This is a genomic window from Aeromonas sp. L_1B5_3 (genome assembly GCF_963866575.1).
GTDB lineage: Bacteria > Pseudomonadota > Gammaproteobacteria > Enterobacterales > Aeromonadaceae > Aeromonas > Aeromonas jandaei.
In genome coordinates this window covers 41,714-61,801 of record NZ_CAWMDN010000046.1, presented here as the reverse complement: position 1 = coordinate 61,801, position 20,088 = coordinate 41,714, and the positions used below count along the sequence as shown (strand labels likewise).

The window sequence follows — 20,088 nt, the reverse complement described above, 5'->3', positions numbered from 1 at the left end:
TCGCACACCGAACACCACGGGGCAGGGAGGGGAAAGGGGGAGGAAAAATCCGTTATACTGCCGCCCTGTTTTCCGAGAACCGCGATCAAGAGGCCCGATGCCACACTCCTGCTCCACCACCTTGCCATGGCACCAGATTGATACCGTCTTGCTCGACATGGATGGCACCCTGATCGATCTCCACTTTGACAACCACCTCTGGCAGCAGCTGGTGCCGGAGCGTTACGCCGAGCGGCTCGGGCTGCCACTGGATGAAGCCAAAGCGCAGATCGATGTCCACTATCACGCCGTCAACGGCACCCTCAACTGGTACTGCGTGGATTACTGGAGCGAGACCCTGGGGCTCGACATCCGTGCCCTCAAGCAGGAACTGCTGGCGAAGATCCAGTGGCGTCCCCATGCCATCCCCTTTCTGGCCGCGCTGCGCGCCGCGGGCAAGCAGCTGGTGCTTTTCACCAACGCCCACCCCGCCAGCCTGTCGGTGAAGGATGCGCAGCTGGGGCTCCGCGACCATCTGGATCTGATGGTGAGTACCCACGAGCTGGGCTGGTCGAAGGAGAGCCAGCACTGCTGGCAGGCACTGGCCGAGCGGCTGGCGTTCGATCCGGCCCGCACCCTGTTTGTGGATGATAGCGAGCGGATCCTGCGGGCTGCCGCCGACTATGGCATCGGCTATCAGTTGGCGATCCAGAATCCGGATAGCTGCAAGCCGGAGCAGAGCATTACCGCTTTTCCGGCGATCCGCGACTATGCCGAGTTGCTGCCGCTGGCAATCTGAATCAGTTCAAACAAGAGAGGGCTGCATCATGCAGCCCTCTCTGTATCTGAAACCTGGCGGTGAAACATCACAGCTCCCGGAACGGTCGCCGTTTCTCTTCCTCGATGACAATCGCCTCCAGATTGGCGATCCGCTCCTGCAACTCTCTGATGATCATATCCTGCCTGCCGAGGCGGTCGGTGATGCGGGCATCCCCCATTTGGTAGCGGGCCCGCTTGCCGAGATATCCGAACAATACGCTGATAAATACGATCAGGACTATGCCTGTCCACATGGTCATGTCACGACTCCTTGTCGTCTATAGACGGCGAAAACGCTGATGAAATCTGCTCTGTTTTCTCACAGCCGTCGGGCGGCCGCAATGGGGCCCATTTTCCCTTTGTGACGCAGACAGCTATTGCTGCCAGAGTGGCCGACCGACCCAGAGCGCCCACAGGGTGAGGTGCAGCAGCACGATAAACCAGAAGACCAGCCGGTAGCTGCGCTTCTGGGTCTTGTGACGCAGCCACTGGCGGGCCACCAGTGCCCCCGGCCAGCCACCGCACAGCTCCAGCAGATGGAGCCTCGATTCGGGAATGCGCCACTCGCCCCGCACCGCCTGCCGCTTGTCCCAGGCGTAGGCTGCCAGCGTCAGCAGACTCATGGTCAGCAGTGCGGCCAGTGGCCACCACTGCTGGCTGTCGAGGCCGAGCCAGAGGGTCCAGCCCAGCGGCAACAGCGCCAGCGCCATCATTGAGCCAGCTCCCAGCAGCGCTCCTCATCCTGCTTGAGGGTGCGGATCACCCTGGCCGGATTGCCCACCGCCACCGAGTCGGCCGGGATGTCGCGGGTGACCACGGCGCCAGCGCCAATGATGGAGCGCGGCCCTATGGTTACGCCGGGGCAGATGATGGCGCCACCGCCGATCCAGCAGTCATCGCCGATCCGTACCGGCTTGTTGTAGGCGGTCCAGTTGCGTCGTTCCAGATAGTTCATGGTGTGGGTGGCGGTGTAGATCTGCACGTTGGGGGCCAGCAGCACATGGCTGCCGATATGCACTTCGCCCACGTCGAGAATGGTGACGTTGAAGTTGAAGAAGGTCTTCTCGCCGATATGAATGTTGCGGCCGAATTCGCAGGTGAAGGGCGTGCTGATCCAGCAGGAGTCGGGGCAGTGGCCGAACAGCTCGCGGCAGATCTGCTGGCGTAGAGGGCCATCGCCCGCCGATGAACCATTGAGCCGGGCCAGTAGCGCCTGACCGCGGATCCGGTCGTTGGCTATCTCCTCGCTCTGGCCATCCAGCGCCCCGCCTGCCAGTACCTTGTCCCAGTCGCTCGCCATTGCTACCTCCTCATGCTGCAAGAGGGGGCAGTATACGTGACAAGCGCGAGAGGCGTCAGTCTGTCACTTCTGGCAGGTGATCCCCGTTATCCTGCCGGCCAGACGAGGGGCAGGATCAACAGGGCGGAGACGAAGTAGGGGAGCAGCACCCGCAGCCCCAGACTGCGACCGCCGATGCCGAGGGCCAGCAACCCCTTCACCAGCGAGTTAACCAGCCCGGCGAGCAGGATGCCGCGGGCCGCCACCTCCAGCGCCAGCTCCTTGTGGGAGAGTTGGGAGAGCGACAAGGTGATGGCATCCACGTCGGTGATCCCTGAAACCAGCGACAGCAGATAGACCCCAGAGTTGCCTACCTTGTCTTGCAGCAAAGTTGCCATAAAGCCGATCAGCGCCAGCAGCAGGCCGAACTTGATGGCGGTGGCCAGATCGAGCGGGTTGCTGGTTTCCGGCTGCACCGGGCCGTCAGTCAGCTCCTCGCGCTGGCGCCAGAACCAGAAGGCAAAGCCGTACACAGTGGTCGCCAGCAGCACGAGCGGGGCAGCGAGGCGCATCGCCAGCTCGCTGTGAATCAGCAGTACCAGTACCAGCAGCCGCAGCCACATGGTGGCCCCTGCCAGCAGGATGCCGGTGGCCAGCAGCCGCTCCAGCCCCCCTTGTTCCTTGTTGAGGCGGGCGAACTGCAGGGTGAGGGCGGTGGAGGAGGCCAATCCCGCCAGTATGCTGGTGAGCACCAGTCCGGCGCGGGTACCGAGCAGGCGTACCGCGAAGTGGCCACAAAAGGAGATGCCGGCGATCACCACCACCATCAGCCAGATCTTGAAGGGGTTGAAGGCGTCGAGGGGCCCCATCTCCTCGTTGGGCAGTACCGGCAGCAGCACCAGCGAGATGAGCAGAAAGCGCAGGGTGGCGTGGAATTCGGTTTCGCTGAGAAACAGCATCCCCTGCTGGATCTTGCCCTTGAGCCCCATCAGCAGGGCGGCCAGCACGGCGCAGGCCACCGCCTCGCTCGGGCTCAGCAGTACCGACATCAGCCCCAGCAGATAGGTGAGCAGCATGGCCACCGAGCTGGTGAGACCGAACTCTCCCTGCCAGCGCTGGGCCAGCCAGACCGAGAGGCCGCAACCGATCACCACCGCCAGCAGGCCGAGCAGCGGCAGCCAGGGGCCCAGGGTCGGCAGCAGCAAGCCGCAGACCCCGCCGAGCAGGCCGATGAGGCCGTAGGTACGCATCCCGGCGATGCGCTGGTTATCCCCCAGTTGGCGTACCTGCCAGCCCCGCTCAAGTCCGATGATGAGGCCGATGGCCAGCGAGACCAGGGCACCGTTGACGGGTTCTGCATTGATCCACATAACGACTTCCTTTTCGTCATCTGCCTGCTTTGTTCCCATGATGGCACAGCGCTTGAGGTCACAGAGGGGCGTGGCTCACAGAGTCTGCGTCTGGCTCCTTGTGGCGTGTGGCTGCCTGATATGAGCAAAAGAGATAAGCAAAGAGTTATTTCTTTCTTCTCGGCATAACAACTCCGCGGCATGCTGCTCTCAACCCAACGATATGGAGTATCACCATGAAACTGCGAATGACCGCTCTCTCCCTCTTCTCCGTGCTGGCCTTTGGCCAGGCCTACGCCGCGGAAGTACACCTGCTCAACGTCTCCTACGATCCGACACGCGAGCTGTTTCAGGAGTACAACTCCGCCTTTGCCAAGGAGTGGAAGGCCAAAACCGGTGACGATGTGGTGGTGAGCCAGTCTCACGGTGGCTCCGGCAAGCAGGCTCGCGCCGTAGTGGACGGGCTGGAAGCTGACGTGGTCTCGCTGGCGCTTGCCTACGACGTCAACGCCGTTGCCAAGCAAGGTCTTATCGCAGCGGATTGGCAGAACCGTCTGGCCAATAATGCAGCGCCCTACACCTCGACCATCGTCTTCCTGGTACGCAAGGGTAATCCCAAGCAGATCAAGGATTGGGGCGACCTGGTGCGCAAGGATGTAGCCATCGTGACCCCCAATCCCAAGACCTCCGGCGGTGCCCGCTGGAACTATCTGGCCGCCTGGGGTTATGCCCTGAAGAAGAGTGGCAATGAAGAGGGGGCCAAACAGTTTGTCGGCGATCTCTACAAGAACGTGAAGGTGCTGGACTCCGGCGCCCGCGGTGCCACCACCAGCTTTATCGAGCGTGGCCTTGGCGATGTGCTGCTGGCATGGGAGAACGAAGCCCTGCTGGTACTTGGTCAGCCCGGTGCCAGCGACAAGTTCGAACTGGTGGTGCCATCGGTCTCCATACTGGCTGAGCCGCCGGTCGCTGTGGTGGACAAGGTTGCCAAGAAGCACGGCACCGAAACGGTGGCCAAGGCCTACCTCGACTACCTCTACTCCGACGAGGGGCAGCACATAGTCGCCAAGTATCACTACCGCCCCAGCAACCCGGCGATCCTGAAAGAGACCGCAGATCAGTTCCCCAAGCTCGCACTCTTTACGGTCAAGGATATCGAGGGGAACTGGGATAAAGCCCAGAAGAAGCACTTCGCTCAGGGCGGTCTGTTTGACCAGATCTACCAACCCGGTGGCTGAGGCAGGTAAATCCGTTTAATCCCTTTGAACTGGCCCCTGTGCCAGCCGATAGGAGCACCAAGATGAACAAGATCCTCCTGGTTCCCGGTCTGCACAACAGTGGGCCGGATCACTGGCAAAGTCGCTGGCACGAGCATTTTCCCTACTGGCAACGGATGACGGGTCTGCCATGGGAGAAACCGGATCTCACGGTCTGGAGTGCCAAGCTGGCGAGCAAGTTGAGAAGTCGCCGCAGTCGGGTCCATCTGGTGGCCCACTCTTTCGGTGCCCTGACCGCCATTGCGGCAGCCAGATTGCAGCCGGAGAAGGTCGCCTCGCTCTTTCTGGTGGCACCGGCTGACCCGGCCCGTTTCGGGATTGTCGATGAACGGTTGGAAGGGCCGTTGCAAGTCTCCGCTCAGCTGGTGGCCAGTCGCAATGATCCCTGGATGAGCTTTGAGCGGGCCGAATACTGGAGTCGTCAGTGGCAGGTGCCTCTGTTCGACGCCGGCAGCGCGGGCCATATCAATGCCCAGTCCGGTCATGGCGACTGGCATCAGGGGTTGGAACTGCTTGGCTCTCTCTATCGCCGGGCCGAGCTAGTGGTTGCTCCGCAAGCGGCTTCGGCTATCAGAACTGTTGTTGTCTCTGCCATCGGCCCTTAACCAATGGCGGGATATGTTATCGGGTGAGCTGTTGCGAACCCTGCTCTTTGAATGTTGCGCTCCGTATTGCTCCATTTCTTAGGTCTTTTATTTATATAAAAGACCTTTTTTTATTTGGATCGCTCTAAAAGCCTTGTCCCACCGTTGTTAGACAAAAAAGTAATTAGCAAAGTCGCAAATGGTGTTTGTTGCTTAAAAGGAGAGTAAGCAGAATCGCTACATCTGATGTTTTTCATAACAAATGGAATCGTTATGCGATTTGGTTCTTACTCAGTCCTGCCGGGATTTGGCCCGACCCTCGGCTTTACTCTGCTCTATCTGGGCCTGCTGGTGCTGTTGCCGCTCTCGGCGCTGGTGCTGTTTGCCGCGAACAACCTCACGGCAGCCGAGTTCTGGCAGGTGATTGGTTCACCCCGGGTGCTCGCCTCCTTTCGCCTGAGCTTCGGGGCTGCCTTTGTCGCGGCGCTGCTCAACAGCCTGTTTGGCCTGATCCTGGCCTGGATCCTGGTGCGCTACACCTTCCCCGGTCGTCGACTGGTGGATGCGTTGATCGACCTGCCATTTGCCATGCCGACCGCCGTTTCCGGCATCGCCCTGTGTGCCATTTTCGCCCCCAACGGCTGGATCGGCCATCTGCTGGCGCCGCTCGGCATCCAGCTCGCCTACAACCCCATCGGCGTCGTTATCGCCCTCACCTTTATCGGGCTGCCTTTTGTGGTGCGCACCCTGCAGCCGGTGCTGCGAGAGGCTGAGAGCGAGCAGGAGGAGGCCGCCGCCAGCCTCGGCGCCGATCGCTGGCAGACCTTTATCCACGTGCTCTGGCCGACCCTGATCCCGGCCCTGCTCACCGGCTTTGCGTTGGCGTTTGCCCGTGCAGTAGGGGAGTACGGCTCCGTCATCTTTATCGCCGGCAACCTGCCGATGGTCTCGGAAATCGCACCGCTGATGATCATGAGCCATCTGGAGGAGTACGACTATGCCGGCGCCTCTGCCATTGCCGTGGTGATGCTGCTGATCTCATTTATTTTGTTACTGCTAATCAACAAGTTGCAGGCCTGGAGCTGGTCTCGTATCGGAGGGAGCCGGATATGAACGCATCGACACTCGCCCTTGAAGTCGCCCCTGTGGAGGTTGCTCCCGTGCGCAAGGCACCTCCAGTGATCCGCGAACCCCAGTGGGTCAAATGGCTGCTCATCACGGTGGGTCTCGGCTGGTTTGCCGCCCTGTTGCTGCTGCCGTTGGCCACCGTCTTTATTCAGGCGCTGAGCCCAGGGCTGGCCTTCTTCTGGCACGCCATCAGCGAGCCGGATGCCCTGAGCGCCCTCGGTCTCACCGCACTGGTGACGTTCTGCGCCGTTCCACTCAATCTGTTGTTCGGGATCGCTGCGGCCTGGGCCATCGCCCGTTTCCGCTTCCCCGGTCGGCAGCTGCTCATCACCATCATCGATCTGCCCTTCTCGGTGTCGCCGGTGATCGCCGGTCTGATGCTGGTGTTGATGTTCGGCAGCCGCGGCTGGTTCGGTGACTGGCTGAGCGAACATGACATCAAGATCATCTTCGCCACCCCGGGGATCATCCTGGCCACCACCTTCATTACCGTGCCCTTTGTGGTGCGCGAGCTGCTGCCCCAGATGGAGGCGCGCGGCCCGGAAGAGGAGGAGGCGGCCATTATGCTGGGGGCGAGCGGCCTGCAGATGTTCTGGCGCGTCACCCTGCCCGGCATTCGCTGGAGCCTGATGTATGGCCTGCTGCTCTGTACCGCCCGCGCGGTTGGGGAGTTTGGCGCGGTGTCGGTAGTTTCCGGTCATATTCGCGGCCAGACCAATACCCTGCCGCTGCATATCGAGATCCTCTACAACGAGTACCAGACCGGCGCCGCCTTTGCAGTGGCAAGCCTCTTGGCTCTGTTCGGGATCTTCACCCTGCTGGGTGAAACCCTGTTGGCCCGGCTGCGTGCCCAGCCCACCAAATCTCACTGATCACCGTTTTAAAGAGGCAGCCATGAGCATTCAGGTTCAACAACTCAACAAGCATTTCAATCAGTACGCGGCGCTGGCAGACATCAACCTCGACTTTCACGACGGTGAGCTGGTGGCGCTGCTCGGCCCCTCCGGTTGCGGCAAGACCACCCTGCTGCGGATCATCGCCGGGCTGGAGCAGGCCGACTCTGGCCACGTCATCATCCGTGGCGAGGATGCCTCGGATCTCCATGTGCGTGAGCGCAACGTCGGCTTCGTGTTCCAGCACTACGCCCTGTTTCGCCACATGACGGTGTTCGAAAACGTGGCGTTTGGCCTTAGGGTCAAACCGCGCAGTGAACGCCCGGCCGAGGCGGCCATTCGTGCCCGGGTCAAGGAGCTGCTGGAGCTGGTGCAACTCAGCCACGTGGCCGAGCGCTACCCGACCCAGCTCTCCGGCGGTCAGCGTCAGCGGGTCGCGCTGGCCCGCGCGCTGGCGGTGCAGCCCAAGGTGTTGCTCTTGGACGAGCCCTTCGGCGCCCTTGATGCCCAGGTGCGCAAGGAGCTGCGCCGCTGGCTGCGCGAGCTGCACGACGAGCTGCACGTCACCAGTCTGTTCGTGACTCACGATCAGGAAGAGGCGCTGGAGGTAGCGGATCGGGTGGTGCTGATGAACGCCGGACGGGTCGAGCAGATCGGCACCCCGGCCGAGGTCTATGACCAGCCCGCCAGCTCCTTCGTCCACAGCTTTCTTGGCAGCGTGAACCAGTTCCGCGGTCGGGTGGCGGAGCAGGGATTCGGTGTCGGCGAGCAGCTGCTCGGCGGGCCGTCGGCTTCTCATCTGGCCCACGGCAGTGCCGCCATCGCCTATGTCCGTCCCCATGAACTGGAGATTCTGCCAGCCGATGCGCCGGGCGGGATCCGCGCCACCATCACCCGTCTGTTGCCCATGGGACCACGCATTCGGGTGGAGCTGCGTGGCGATGGCGAGACCAAAGGGGCCCACTACGAGGCGGAGCTGAGCAAGGAGGCGGCCAAGCAGTTTGCTCCGGGACAGGGGGTACGGCTGGTGGCCAGACAGGCGCAGTTCTATCCCGATTACCAGATTTGATGTTGTGTTGCGGGTGGCATGGTTGCCCGGGTTCAGGCGCTCTGCCGGGGCATGATCCGGCCAAATAACAAAAATGAGGGGGTGACCAGCTTGTGTCACCCACTCTTCGCAGGAGGCGACAAGGTGAATTTTCAGCAGTTACGAATTATCCGGGAGGCAGCGCGGCGGGATTACAACCTGACCGAGGTGGCCAACGCCCTTTTTACCTCGCAATCCGGGGTGAGTCGCCATATCCGCGAGCTGGAAGAGGAGCTCGGTATCGAGCTCTTTATCCGCTACGGCAAGCGGCTGCTCGGTATGACCGAGCCTGGCAAGGAGCTGCTGGTGATTGCCGAGCGCATTCTCAATGACGCCAACAACATCCGCAAACTGGCCAGCACCTTTGCCAACCGCGACTCGGGCCGTTTGCTGGTGGCTACCACCCATACCCAGGCGCGCTATGCCTTGCCGCGGGTGGTAAAGGCGTTTCGCGAGCAGTTCCCGCTGGTACAGCTGGAGCTGCGTCAGGGCAGCCCGGAGGAGATAGTGCGGCTGGTGCAGACCGGCGAGGTGGATATCGGCATCAGCAGCGAGCAGCTCGACAAGAGCGAAGGGGTGGTGGCATTCCCCTACTACCGCTGGCACCACAACATCGTGGTGCCCGAGCAACATCCGCTGGCAGGCGAGCGGGATCTGACGCTGGCGGCGCTGGCCAACTGGCCCATCGTCACCTATCAAGCCGGGTTGACCGGGCGGGTGCGGGTGGATGAAGCCTTTGCTGCGGCTGGTATCGAGCCGCAGATCCTGCTGACGGCGCAGGACTCCGATGTCATCAAGACCTATGTCGAGCTGGAGATGGGGGTCGGCATACTGGCCGACATGGCGTTCGACGCCCAGCGCGATCAGGGGCTGATACAGCTCGATGGCAGCCATCTGTTTGCCCCCCACACCGCCTGGATTGGCCTCAAGCAGGGGCAGTTCCAGCACAACTTTGCCTGGCAGTTTATCCAGCTCTGCAACCCCGAGCTGGCGTTGGCGGATATTCAGGCCCGCGCCATGGGCAGCGAGCCTGCCATCGACTTCCAGATTTGAATCGGAAGAGAAGAGCAGAAGGGGAGCCAATGGCTCCCCTTCTTTATTGCTGGCAGAGGAGATTGCCAGCGAAAATAGACGGCTTCATATGAATTTTTTCACTTAGGTTTGCCAGTTAATTTTGTTTGTTATCCGGTACTTGGATTGCAGGATGGAATAAGTGACTGACCAAAGTCGATCCATTCAGGATAAAGCATGCCGTATAGCTACCTATCACATCTGCGTTGCAGCAAGAGTGGCGAGATCCATGATGCCGACCAACCCTGGCAACTGAGCCGGGCAGGTGCACCACTGCTGGCCAGCTACGATCTCGATGCGCTGAAGCGAGCCTGGCACCCGGCGGCATTGTCGGGTCGCCCGGCCAGCCTGTGGCGTTATCACGAGTTGCTGCCGGTGCGGGATCCCGCCCATGTTGTGACGTTGGGGGAGGGGCTTACCCCGCTGCTACGGCTGCCCACGCTGGGCAAACAGATCGGTATTCCGGATCTCTGGATGAAGGACGAGAGTGTCATCCCCACCGGCTCCTTCAAGGCCCGTGGCGCAGCGGTGGGCATCTCCCGCGCGCGTGAACTCGGCGTCACTCACTTCGCCATGCCGACCAACGGCAACGCAGGGGCTGCATGGGCGCTCTACGGTGCCCGCGCCGGACTGCGCAGTACCATCGTCATGCCGCAGGCAGCTCCCGCCATCACCCGACTGGAGACCTCACTCGCCGGTTCCCGTCTCTATCTGGTGGATGGCCTGATCAGCGATGCCGGTCGCCAGGTGGCGCAGGCGGTGGCGGAGCACGCCCTGTTTGATGCCTCAACCCTGAAGGAGCCCTACCGGATAGAGGGCAAGAAGACCATGGGGCTGGAGATTGCCGAACAGCTGGGCTGGACCCTGCCGGATGTGATCATTTATCCCACCGGTGGCGGGGTCGGCCTTATCGGTATCTACAAGGGGCTGCGCGAGCTGCAGGAGCTGGGGTGGGTCAAGGGTGAGCTGCCCCGGCTGGTGGCCGTGCAGGCGAGCGGTTGCGCACCCATCGTACAGGCGTGGCAACAGAGAGCCGCCGAGTCGAGCTTCTGGCCCGACTCCAGGACGCTGGCATTCGGCATCAATGTGCCCAAGGCGCTGGGGGATTTTCTGGTGCTGGACGCCCTCTATCGCACCGAGGGTTGCGCCATCGCGGTCGATGACAAGGCGATCCAGAGCGAGATCCGCTTGCTTGCTTCTCGCGAAGGGAGCTTTGTCTGCCCGGAAGGGGCCGCCGCGTTTGCTGCCGCTCGCCAACTGCGCGAGGCGGGCTGGATCCGGGAGCAGGAGCAGGTTGTCGTGCTCAATACCGGTACCGGCATCAAGTACCCGGATGCGATCACTGTGCTGCCCCAGCGTCTGCAGCGTGACGGGAGGATCCCGGCATGAATCTGGATCTGCCCTTTATCGTCACAACGCTGCCCGCCTTCGGCAAGGCGGTCTGGGTCACCTTGCAGCTGGGAACCATAGTGATCCTCACTTCGCTGGCGGTCGCCTTGCTCAACGTCGCCCTGCTGAGCCTGCACAAGCGGCCGCTCAGCGCCCTGATCCGCGGATATGTCGAGCTGGCCCGCAACACGCCGCTGCTGATCCAGCTCTTCTTCCTCTATTTCGGGCTGCCTGCGCTCGGCTTGTCGCTCTCTGGGTTTACTACCGCGGTGATTGCCATGACCTTCCTCGGCGGTGGTTATCTAACCGAGGCGCTGCGGGCGGGCATTCAGGCGGTGCCCGCCAGTCAGCTGGAGGCTGGCAGGGCTATCGGGCTTTCTCGCTGGCAACTGCTGCGCCACGTGCAGTTGCCCCAGGCCTGGCTCGCCAGCCTGCCCGCGCTGTTTGCCAACTTCATCTTCCTGCTCAAGGAGACGACCGTGGCTTCGGCGGTGGCGGTGCCAGAGCTGCTCTACACCACCAAGAATTACATCGCCCTCTACTACAAGACCTACGAGATGCTGGCGGTGCTGACCTTGATGTGCGTGCTGATCTTTCTGCCGCTCTCTCTCGCTCTGCGCGTCGTTGAAAGGAGGCTGCAACATGGTCAGTTCGGTCACTGAATCGCTGATGCAGGCGAGGATCCCGATGTGGGCACTTATCTTCCAGCTGCCGCAGTCACTCGCCACCGAGGCGCAGGAAAGGAGGGCTCAATATGGCCAGTGAAATTTCTGAACAGCTGATGCAGGCGTTGCCACTGCTGGCGGTGGGCGCAGGCCAGACCCTCGCCATCTCGCTGCTGGCCATCCTGTTTGCCACCCTCGGCGGTGTCGCTTACGGCGTGTTGGCACAACAGGGCGGCCGGTTGGTGCGGGGTCTGCTGCGGCTTTATCTCGAGCTGTTTCGGGTAGTGCCGGTGCTGGTGTGGCTCTATCTCTTTTTCTTCGGGTTGCCGATCTTTTTCGGCCTCGATATTCCGGCCTTCTGGTGTGCCGTGCTGGTACTCGCCCTCTGGGGCGCCAGCGAGGTGGGGGAGGTGGTGCGCGGTGGCCTCAACTCCCTCGCCCGTGGTCAGCAGGAGGCCGGGTTGGCGCTCGGGCTCTCGACCTGGCAGCTCTATCGCCATGTGTTGCTGCCGCAGGCGTTGCAGCGGCTGACGCCGCCGACCATCAACATCTACACCCGCATCATCAAGACCAGTTCGCTGGCGGTGCTGATCGGGGTGGTGGAGGTGATCAAGGTGGGCCAGCAGATCATCGAGCGCACCTATGGCTCGCTGCTTATTTACGGTCTGCTGTTTCTGTTCTTTTTTCTGGTCTGCTATCCGCTCTCGCTCGCCTCGCGCCGGCTGGAGCAACAATGGGGTAATGCGGTATGACACCTCTGCTTGAACTCGGTTCTGTCAGTAAACAGTTCGGCCCGAATCTGGTGCTGGATCGGATCAGCCTCAGCGTGCGCGCCGGAGAGGTGATCGTCATCCTGGGGCCAAGCGGTTGTGGCAAGAGCACCTTGCTGCGCACTCTCAACGGGCTCGAACCCATTCAGGGGGGCGAGATCCGCTTCGATGGTGTGCTGCTGGATGGTGCCACCGACTGGCAACGAGTGCGCCAGCGGATCGGCATGGTGTTCCAGAGCTATCACCTCTTCCCCAATCTGACGGTGTTGGAAAATGTGCTGCTTGGCCCCCTGCAGGTGCAAAAGCGGGAGCGAGCAGAGGCGCTGCTGCAAGCCGAGCAGCTGCTGACCCGCATCGGCCTGTGGGAGCGGCGCCACGACTACCCGCGCCAGCTCTCCGGTGGTCAGCAGCAGCGTATCGCTATCGTGCGGGCGCTGTGCATGAACCCGCAGGTGATGCTGTTTGACGAGGTGACCGCCGCCCTCGACCCCGAGATGGTGCAGGAGGTGCTGGAGGTGATCCGCGATCTCGCCGGCAGCGGCATGACCCTGCTTATCGTCACCCACGAGCTGGCCTTCGCCCGGGCGGTGGCGGATCGCATCGTCTTCATGGATGGCGGCCACATTCTGGAGCAGGCCGCCCCCCACCAATTTTTCGACAATCCCAGGAGCCTGCGTGCGCGCCAGTTCCTCGCCAAGTTTTCTTATACAAATGTCATCAAACGAAAGGAGTCAGCATGAAAAAAATCACCTCGGTTCTGCTTAGTGCCTTATTGGGACTGGGTATCGCCAGCGGCGCTGCCTATGCGGCGGACGGTTCTCTCGACAAGATCAAGGCGCGAGACAAGCTCATCGTCGGCGTATTCACCGACAAGCCACCGTTTGGCTACGTGGACGAGAAGGGGAACTACGTCGGTTTTGACACCGATCTCGGCCGCCGCTTCGCCAAGGACCTGCTGGGGGACGAGAACAAGATCGAGTTCGTGGCGGTGGAGCCAGCCAGCCGCATCCCCTTCCTGCAGAGCGACAAGGTGGATCTGATCCTCGCCAATATGACGGTGACCCCGGAGCGGCGCGAGGTGGTGGATTTCACCAACCCGAACCTGCGAGTGGCGGTACAGGTGCTGGTGCCGGAAGGGAGCCCGGCCAAGAAGCTCGACGATCTGGCCAGCAAGACCTTGATCGTGACCACCGGCACCACGGCCGACATCTGGCTGACCCGCAACCACCCGGAGTGGAAGGTACTCAAGTTCGAGAAGAACACCGAATCCCTGCAGGCGCTGGCCCAGGGGCGTGGCGATGCCTACGCCCAGGACAACCTGGTACTGTTCAGCTGGGCCAAGGAGAATCCGGGCTATCGGGTATTGCCCGAAAAACTGGGCTCGGAAGATCCCATCGCCCCGGCGGTGAAGAAGGGCAATATCGAGCTGCGTGACTGGGTCAACGACCGTCTCGCCAAGCTGGGGGAGGAGAAGTACCTGCTGAAACTCTATGACCAGTATGTGCGTGACAAGCTGAGCCCTGATACCGATCCGAATGATGTGATTGTCGAAGGAGGAAAATGGCAGGGTTAATGGACAAACCCTGTTTTGAAGAGTGTGTTGAGTGTGTGAAGTAAGTGAAGAGTGAGGTCTTGGTTCCGTTGGTATGCAAACCGCAAGGTTTGATTTTTCCGGGCGTCCCCTGCTAGAGAGGACGCCCTTTTTTATGTGGCCAAGCGTGGGTTAGTGCACTTCATCCCAAGCCATCTGCCAGTGGGAGCCGATGCCCGGCTCGTACTGGGTAGCTGTGGTGGTCCACTGCTGGCAGTAGCCGCTGTAGGGGAAGGGCTTGCACTGATAGACCTTGCCATTTTTCGGCTGCTGCACCTTGGAGCCGGCGGCATAGGATTTGAGCGAGTTCGGGAAGACGAAGTCGTATTCGCCGCTGCTCTGCTCCTTGAACATCAGATCCATGGTCTGCTGGATGGTCTCGCCGCCCGCTTTCGGGGTGGCCTTGATCACCAGCTGGTGGTGACCCGCCTTGAGCCCTTCCAGCGCCATGGTGAAGGTGTGGCTGCTGTCCCTGATGTCGGCACTGCTTTCACCCTTGGCGACGCCGCCGTGGTCATAGAGGGTGTTGGTGACGGCCAGATCGCCCTGTGCGGTGACGGTGAAATCGAGGGTTGCCTTGCCGTTGTCCAGCACATAGTCGCTGGCCAGACCGCTGACGCTGATGCTGTCCACCACTGGCGGTTGCAGCTGTTGCAGGTCAATCTCGACTCGATCCAGTTTGCTGTCTCGATGCAGATAGACGGGGTTCATACCGTAGATCGGATTGAACTGGCCATCGGCTCCTTGCTGACCGGCGCGGATCAGGCTCTGCTCGGCGTTGATCTTGCTGGCGAGGGCATGAGCCCAGCTGTTCTTCTGGCCCTGCTCGGCGGTGGTGATGGTCAGCACGGTCTGCAGATCGGGGCGCTCGCCGTTGGCATCGAATACCCGGGTCATCGCCTTGTCACCCACAGCAAGGTCAATGGAGGGGTAGATGGTGCCTGCCTGGCTCCACTCCAGCGGCGGCTGGCTACCATCTTTGAACTTGGCATCGATGATGTTGTAGAAACTGTTGCTGGTATCGCCCACTTCCCACACGCCGAGGATCACCTGATAACCGGTGCGCTCCGGCAGCACGCACTGATGGGTCATCTCCTTGGGCGGCTGCACCATGTTGCCGTTGATGACGCAGAAGGGAGTCAGGTCGAACGAGGCGCGGGTGAGCGGCTGGTTGGGGTTCCAGTCCTGCTTGGTGAGGTAGTAGCGCCAGTTGCGGGTGACGTGGTTGGCAGTGAAGGTCCAGCTGATGGCGAAGGGGCCGGGCTGTACTTCACGCTTGGTCCAGCGGTCGCTGGTCTGGATGTTCAGCTCGCTCCAGCGCGGGCTGCCCGCCGAGGCGATTTGACCATCCTGCGGGCCGGTTTGCGGGAAGCCTGATGGGCCCTCCACGCTCTGGGGCTCCCACTGCACGCCGCCACACTGGCTGTTGCCACCTGTTTTGCACAGGTAGTTGCGACTCTCTGGCTGGTTGATGTAGCCGTGGGCCAGGGCGCTGCCGCTGGCCAGCAGGGCCAGCACCGTTGCGATGTGATTGAGTTGGATTTTTGCTGCCATACATTCCTCTGTTCGATAGATGTGGGCAGTCAGTTGGCCGGGGAGTTCCCCGATGCACACTTGCGTGTGGCAACCCCGCTATCCTGGACAAAACGTCTGTAGACCGGAGGCTTTGCGTCCCGACCTTTCGGTCAGTTTGCCAAATGACTAGATGGTTACTGATGGGCCAAATGTTCGGCCATCGCCATTGTGCACTGCTTTGATTAATTATTTGAAGTTAAATGTTTAAATACATCGTTCAGCGACGCACGAATCATTCTAACTAACTGTTTTTAAATTGTTCTCTAATTTATGAATGGCGTCGAATACCGTTGAATATGCCGATAAGGTGCATGCTGATTGCGTGTTGGCGGCGTAAAAAAACCTGCCAGCTTGGCTGGCAGGTCGGGTGACAAGGCGACACGGGTTGACGCCATCAATGACGGGCGCGCTGCTCTCCGGAGAGAGGAGACACAGGAGCCATCATTGGCGCTGCAGCTGACTCCTTGCCCAGTTTGAACACCGCAAGCCGCTCATCCAGGCTGCGGGATAGACCGGCCAGCAGCTCGCTCTCCTGCGCCAGTTGCGAGGCGGACTGGGACATCTCCAGCGCCGAGTCGTTGATGCCGCTGACGTTGCGGTTCATATCCTCGGCCACCATGCTCTGCTGCTCGGCGGCGGTGGCGATCTGGGTCGCCATGTCGCTCACATGCTGGATGTGGTTGACGATCAGGGTGAGATCCTGGCCCGCCTGCTGGGATTGATCGACGCTGCTCTCCGCCAGCTTGCGGCTGGCATCCATAGCATTGGCTGCACTGACGGCCCGTTGTTGCAGCTGGGCAATGGTGCTCTGGATCTCCTCGGTGGACTGGCGAGTGCGGCTGGCCAGTTGGCGCACCTCGTCGGCCACCACGGCAAAACCGCGGCCCTGCTCGCCGGCGCGGGCTGCCTCGATGGCAGCGTTGAGAGCCAGCAGGTTGGTCTGATCCGAGATGGCACTGATGACCGCCGTCACCTCGCCGATCTGCATGACCCCCTCTTTGAGCTGATTGACCTGTTGGGTCGCCTGCTCCACTTCGCTGGCGAGCGCCTTGATGCCGTTCACGCTGGCGTGCACATCCCGGTTGCCGAGGCCAGCCTCACCGGTCGCCTCCTGGGTGTCGCGCGCAGTGTTCTCGGCATGACCCGCGACGTCAGAGATGGTGGTACTCATCTCGTTCATGGCGGTAGCGAGCTGGGCCAGCTGATCCCGCTGGTTGGTGACCGCCTGATTGGTCTGCTCGGCGGAGGCGGCGATGCGCAGGGCGGCATCGGCCACGTTGCGGGCCCCCTGACTTGCCTCCAGCAGCGCGTGGCGGATGGCATCGAGACTCTGGTTGGTGCAGCTTGCCACCATGCCCAGCTCATCCTTGCCCTGCACCGGAATAGTGACCACCAGATCGCCCCTGGCGACTCGCTGCATGGCGTGGTTGATCTGGTTGAGCGGGGAGACGATGGAGTGGGTGATGCGCCAGCCCAGCAGCCCCATCAGCACAATGACGATGGCGGTGGCACTGCCCATCTTCATGTATTGGGCCCAGATGGTCTGGTGGATGTCCTGCAGCAGCATACCGGTGCCGAGGATCCAGCCCCAGGGTTGATAGCCAGAGACCATGGAGAGCTTGTCAGCGGTTTCCCCAGACGGGCCGGTCCAGATGTATTGCAGGGTTCCCTGCTTGCCGCCACGGGCGATGTCGACCATCTGGAACCAGAACTGCCCTGCGGTGGCACCCGAACCCTCTCCCATGGTCTGGCCGACCAGTTCGGGCCGGATGGGATGTACCAGCATCTTGCGGCTCTCGTCGATGACGAACAAATAGTTGTTGCCATCAAAGCGCATATTGGTCAGCAGCTTGCGCGCCTCCTGCTGCGCCTGCTCTGCCGGCAGGGTGCTGGCCAGAAACTGGATCTGGCTCATGGCCTGTCCCAGCACGGCATTGAGTCGCGCTTCCCGTTCACTCATCAGATTGCGCTGGAGTGCGTTGGCGGAGATGAGCAGCAGTGACACGAAACCGACAAACGCAACCGTGAGCAGCAAGATCAATTTGCGGCTCACGGTGATATCACCGAGCTTGAACATGACTAACCCCTCGTTATCCCGTTGATGTTATGGTGGCTCGATACAGCGGTAGCCTCTATCTCTCTTGCTGAACGTCTCATTTAACAATTCATTTACTTTCAGTGGCTTGGCGAGCCTGTTTAAATGAGCGTTTTAACATCAGTATAGTCAGCAGAGGTTACAACCCGCTTTCGGGTAGCACATTGAAAAGGGTTTCTTCGCACGATTTGCCGAAAAATGTGAATAGCTTGGCATTTCACCAACCAGAACAGGGGCCATCCGGAGCGCTCCTGCGACAAGAGGGAATTTATGAGTTCGATTGCCAGAGAGTATTTTGACCAGCTCAATCGCGACTATCTGCAGGTTCACAGATGCAAGGAGGATCTGTTCTGGGCCACCTACATGGGCACCAGCGACGATCAGGCCGGGTTTACCGCAGCCGAGCAGGCCTACAAGGCCTTTTGCGCCAATCCGGAGCGGTTGCCGGAACTGCGCAAGATGCACGCCCTCGCCGAAGATGAAGAGTTAAAACGGGGTCTGGCGGGCTGGATTGCCTTCTTCGAGTGCAACGTCATCGAGGATCCCGTTGCCGCCGCCCTGATGGATGAGCTGGTGGCTGCCGAGGCGGATCTGTTTGCCCGCCGCAAAGGTCTGAAACTGACCCTGCTGGATGAGCAGGGCCAGCAGGTGGTTGGCAGCCTGCCCGCCGCCAGCACCTCGCTGGCCGCCAGCTCGAACGAGGCGGTGCGACAAAGCGCCATCGCCATGTTCCACACCCTGGAGCAGTGGGTGGTCGGCAACGGCTTTCTCGAGGTGGTAGCGCTGCGCAACCGCTTTGCCCGCGCCATGGGCTATCGCGACTACTTCGCCTACAAGGTGCGCAAGAACGAGCAGATGAGCCCGGATCAGCTGTTCGCCATCCTCGATGACTTCATCGCCCGCACCGACGCCCGGTTGCAGCAGAGTCTGGTCGAACTGAAAGCGGCCAAAGGGGAGGTGGCCCTGTTGCCCCACAACCTGCGTTACTTCGTCAGTGGCGACGTGACCCGCCAGCTCGACCCCTATGTGCCCTTCTCGCGGGCGCTGCGAGATTGGGTCGAGAGCTTCCGCCGGCTCGGCATCCAGTATCGCGGTGCGACCCTGACGTTGGACTTGCTGACCCGGGAGGGGAAATACGAGAACGGCTTCTGCCACGGCCCGGTTCCGAGCTTCTTCCAGCAAGGGGAGTGGGTGCCTGCGGTGGTCAATTTCACCAGCTTGGCCAATCCGGCGCAGGTGGGCAGCGGCTGGAGTGGCCTCAATACCCTGTTCCACGAGGGGGGCCACGCCGCGCACTTTGCCAATGTCACCGGCAACGCGCCCTGCTTCTCCCAGGAGTTCCCGCCAACTTCCATGGCTTATGCCGAGACCCAGTCAATGTTCTGCGACAGCCTGCTGGACGATGCCGACTGGCTCAAACGCTACGCCAGAAATGCGGCAGGAGAGGCGATCCCCGATGCGCTTATCAAGGAGATGATCGAAGCGCGCCAGCCGTTTCGCGCTTTTAACGAACGCCAGATCGCGCTGGTGGCCTACTTCGAGCGGGATCTCTACGCCATGGCAGAGAGCGATCGCACTCCCGAGGCTGTGCTGGCACTGGCCCGCAAGTGGGAGCGCAAGATCCTCGGGGTCGAGAGCCCGCGCCCGTTGCTGGCCATTCCGCACCTCCTTAATCAGGAGTCGGCCTGCGCCTATCACGGCTACCTGCTGGCGCTGATGGCGGTGGAGCAGACCCGCGCTTACTTCCTCAAGCGCGATGGCTACCTTACCGACAACCCGCGCATCGGGCCGGATCTGGCTGCCCACTACTGGGGGCCGGGCAACGGCATGACTCACGATGAGACCTTGCGCAGCCTGACCGGTGAAGGCTTCAGTGCCGTGCCGCTGGCCGAGGCGTGCAACCTGAGCGCCGCCGAGGCGTGGCAACAGGCGCAAGCCTGCATGGCTGCCGCGCAGCAGCGCCCCGCGGCGGGTGAGGGAAGCCCGCTCGACGCCCATATCCGGGTGGTACACGGCGCCGAGCTTATCGCCGACAACCGCGAGTCGGAGGCGCGCATGCTGTCCGATTTCGAGGCGTGGATTGCTCAGCACTATTTTTCCGAGAATGTCGGGGAGGGGCGGAGCTGCGTGCAGTGAGCAATCTAATAGGCGTTAACTTGCTTTGATACGGCAATTGGCAGGCGGGGAAACCTTCCTGCCATTCTTTTTGCTCATTGTTCACTACTCATCGATGACCTTTTTTCCACAATTTTCACAGATGGCGTGGCGCTCAAAGCGATCCATGTTGGCCAGAAAGGGGCCGGCGGCCCAGCCGGTAATGAAGTCCTTGATAAACGCTTTGCGCTTTTGCTCCGGTGTCAGCTGCTGGCCAAAGGATTTGTCGACCAGCACCACGACATGGTTGGTCTCGAGTTGGCAACTGGGGCAGACGCGTTTTTCGGTGGATGAAAGCAAGGGGGAGCTCCTTGTCCGGAAGGTGGGTAGCAGGTTTTTCGCCGCAGATATGTGTCGTCCCCATTTGATTCCTTTTGCAGACC

At 61.3% G+C, this 20,088-nt stretch carries 21 protein-coding genes and 1 riboswitch; of the genes, 14 read left to right on the top strand and 7 right to left on the bottom strand.

Annotated elements, in window-relative coordinates; translation table 11 throughout:
- The first annotated feature begins 97 nt into the window (after positions 1-97).
- Complete coding sequence (gene yrfG / locus AACR93_RS03680; RefSeq protein ID WP_043850034.1) at positions 98-778, top strand: GMP/IMP nucleotidase; 681 nt, start codon at positions 98-100, stop codon at positions 776-778.
- 67 nt (positions 779-845) lie between these two features.
- On the opposite strand, the gene AACR93_RS03675 is transcribed toward yrfG, so the two are convergent.
- From AACR93_RS03675 to AACR93_RS03660, 4 genes are all read right to left on the bottom strand, one after another.
- Positions 846-1,058, bottom strand: coding sequence for a hypothetical protein (locus AACR93_RS03675; RefSeq protein WP_041209029.1), 213 nt, complete (start codon positions 1,056-1,058; stop codon positions 846-848).
- Positions 1,059-1,172: 114 nt separating this feature from the next.
- A complete protein-coding gene (locus AACR93_RS03670) occupies positions 1,173-1,511 on the bottom strand; it encodes a DUF1294 domain-containing protein (protein WP_043850033.1) in 339 nt (112 codons plus the stop codon).
- The gene (locus AACR93_RS03665; RefSeq protein WP_043850032.1) at positions 1,508-2,098 is read right to left on the bottom strand and encodes a sugar O-acetyltransferase; all 591 of its coding nucleotides are present in this window, start codon (positions 2,096-2,098) and stop codon (positions 1,508-1,510) included. The genes AACR93_RS03670 and AACR93_RS03665 overlap by 4 nt, the downstream gene beginning before the upstream one ends.
- Positions 2,099-2,184: 86 nt before the next feature.
- Entirely contained in the window at positions 2,185-3,447 is a 1,263-nt protein-coding gene (locus AACR93_RS03660) for an MgtC/SapB family protein (protein WP_042053278.1), read from the bottom strand.
- 215 nt (positions 3,448-3,662) lie between these two features.
- Between AACR93_RS03660 and AACR93_RS03655 the strand changes: the two genes are divergently transcribed.
- The 12 genes from AACR93_RS03655 (at position 3,663) to AACR93_RS03600 (ending at position 13,863) form a co-directional block, all read left to right on the top strand.
- Positions 3,663-4,664: a sulfate ABC transporter substrate-binding protein gene (locus AACR93_RS03655; RefSeq protein WP_042030331.1), complete on the top strand. Its 1,002-nt coding sequence runs from the start codon at positions 3,663-3,665 to the stop codon at positions 4,662-4,664.
- 62 nt (positions 4,665-4,726) lie between these two features.
- On the top strand, positions 4,727-5,308 hold the full coding sequence (locus tag AACR93_RS03650) for an RBBP9/YdeN family alpha/beta hydrolase (protein WP_043850031.1): 582 nt from the start codon (positions 4,727-4,729) through the stop codon (positions 5,306-5,308).
- A gap of 252 nt (positions 5,309-5,560) precedes the next feature.
- Positions 5,561-6,400, top strand: a complete 840-nt coding sequence (gene cysT, locus AACR93_RS03645) for a sulfate ABC transporter permease subunit CysT (RefSeq protein ID WP_041209035.1) — start codon at positions 5,561-5,563, stop codon at positions 6,398-6,400.
- Positions 6,397-7,287 (top strand): sulfate ABC transporter permease subunit CysW, encoded by an 891-nt coding sequence (cysW, locus tag AACR93_RS03640; RefSeq protein WP_043850030.1) that lies wholly within the window; start codon positions 6,397-6,399, stop codon positions 7,285-7,287. The genes cysT and cysW overlap by 4 nt, the downstream gene beginning before the upstream one ends.
- A gap of 22 nt (positions 7,288-7,309) precedes the next feature.
- Positions 7,310-8,377, top strand: coding sequence for a sulfate/molybdate ABC transporter ATP-binding protein (locus tag AACR93_RS03635; protein ID WP_043850029.1), 1,068 nt, complete (start codon positions 7,310-7,312; stop codon positions 8,375-8,377).
- A 123-nt stretch (positions 8,378-8,500) separates the two neighbouring features.
- Positions 8,501-9,448, top strand: coding sequence for an HTH-type transcriptional regulator Cbl (gene cbl / locus AACR93_RS03630; protein WP_043850028.1), 948 nt, complete (start codon positions 8,501-8,503; stop codon positions 9,446-9,448).
- A 195-nt stretch (positions 9,449-9,643) separates the two neighbouring features.
- Entirely contained in the window at positions 9,644-10,855 is a 1,212-nt protein-coding gene (locus AACR93_RS03625; RefSeq protein ID WP_043850027.1) for a threonine synthase, read from the top strand.
- Positions 10,852-11,517, top strand: a complete 666-nt coding sequence (locus AACR93_RS03620; protein WP_043850026.1) for an amino acid ABC transporter permease — start codon at positions 10,852-10,854, stop codon at positions 11,515-11,517. Before AACR93_RS03625 ends, AACR93_RS03620 begins: the two co-directional genes overlap by 4 nt.
- The gene (locus AACR93_RS03615) at positions 11,498-11,620 is read left to right on the top strand and encodes a hypothetical protein (RefSeq protein WP_269429841.1); all 123 of its coding nucleotides are present in this window, start codon (positions 11,498-11,500) and stop codon (positions 11,618-11,620) included. Before AACR93_RS03620 ends, AACR93_RS03615 begins: the two co-directional genes overlap by 20 nt.
- Positions 11,610-12,272, top strand: coding sequence for an amino acid ABC transporter permease (locus AACR93_RS03610; protein ID WP_043850025.1), 663 nt, complete (start codon positions 11,610-11,612; stop codon positions 12,270-12,272). Before AACR93_RS03615 ends, AACR93_RS03610 begins: the two co-directional genes overlap by 11 nt.
- Positions 12,269-13,030 carry an amino acid ABC transporter ATP-binding protein gene (locus AACR93_RS03605; protein ID WP_043850024.1) on the top strand — a complete coding sequence of 254 codons (762 nt, stop codon included), beginning with the start codon at positions 12,269-12,271 and terminating at the stop codon, positions 13,028-13,030. Before AACR93_RS03610 ends, AACR93_RS03605 begins: the two co-directional genes overlap by 4 nt.
- Positions 13,027-13,863: a transporter substrate-binding domain-containing protein gene (locus AACR93_RS03600; RefSeq protein ID WP_043850023.1), complete on the top strand. Its 837-nt coding sequence runs from the start codon at positions 13,027-13,029 to the stop codon at positions 13,861-13,863. Before AACR93_RS03605 ends, AACR93_RS03600 begins: the two co-directional genes overlap by 4 nt.
- Positions 13,864-14,013: 150 nt before the next feature.
- Here AACR93_RS03600 and gbpA read toward each other — a convergent pair whose 3' ends face one another.
- Positions 14,014-15,435 (bottom strand): N-acetylglucosamine-binding protein GbpA, encoded by a 1,422-nt coding sequence (gene gbpA / locus AACR93_RS03595; protein ID WP_043850022.1) that lies wholly within the window; start codon positions 15,433-15,435, stop codon positions 14,014-14,016.
- A 65-nt stretch (positions 15,436-15,500) separates the two neighbouring features.
- A riboswitch (cyclic di-GMP riboswitch) is annotated at positions 15,501-15,586 on the bottom strand.
- A 264-nt stretch (positions 15,587-15,850) separates the two neighbouring features.
- Entirely contained in the window at positions 15,851-17,533 is a 1,683-nt protein-coding gene (locus AACR93_RS03590; protein ID WP_043850021.1) for a methyl-accepting chemotaxis protein, read from the bottom strand.
- 288 nt (positions 17,534-17,821) lie between these two features.
- Between AACR93_RS03590 and AACR93_RS03585 the strand changes: the two genes are divergently transcribed.
- On the top strand, positions 17,822-19,687 hold the full coding sequence (locus tag AACR93_RS03585) for a M3 family metallopeptidase (protein WP_043850020.1): 1,866 nt from the start codon (positions 17,822-17,824) through the stop codon (positions 19,685-19,687).
- An 84-nt stretch (positions 19,688-19,771) separates the two neighbouring features.
- Here the strand turns inward: AACR93_RS03585 and AACR93_RS03580 are convergent, their stop codons facing one another.
- Entirely contained in the window at positions 19,772-20,005 is a 234-nt protein-coding gene (locus AACR93_RS03580) for a hypothetical protein (protein WP_043850019.1), read from the bottom strand.
- Positions 20,006-20,088: the final 83 nt, after the last annotated feature.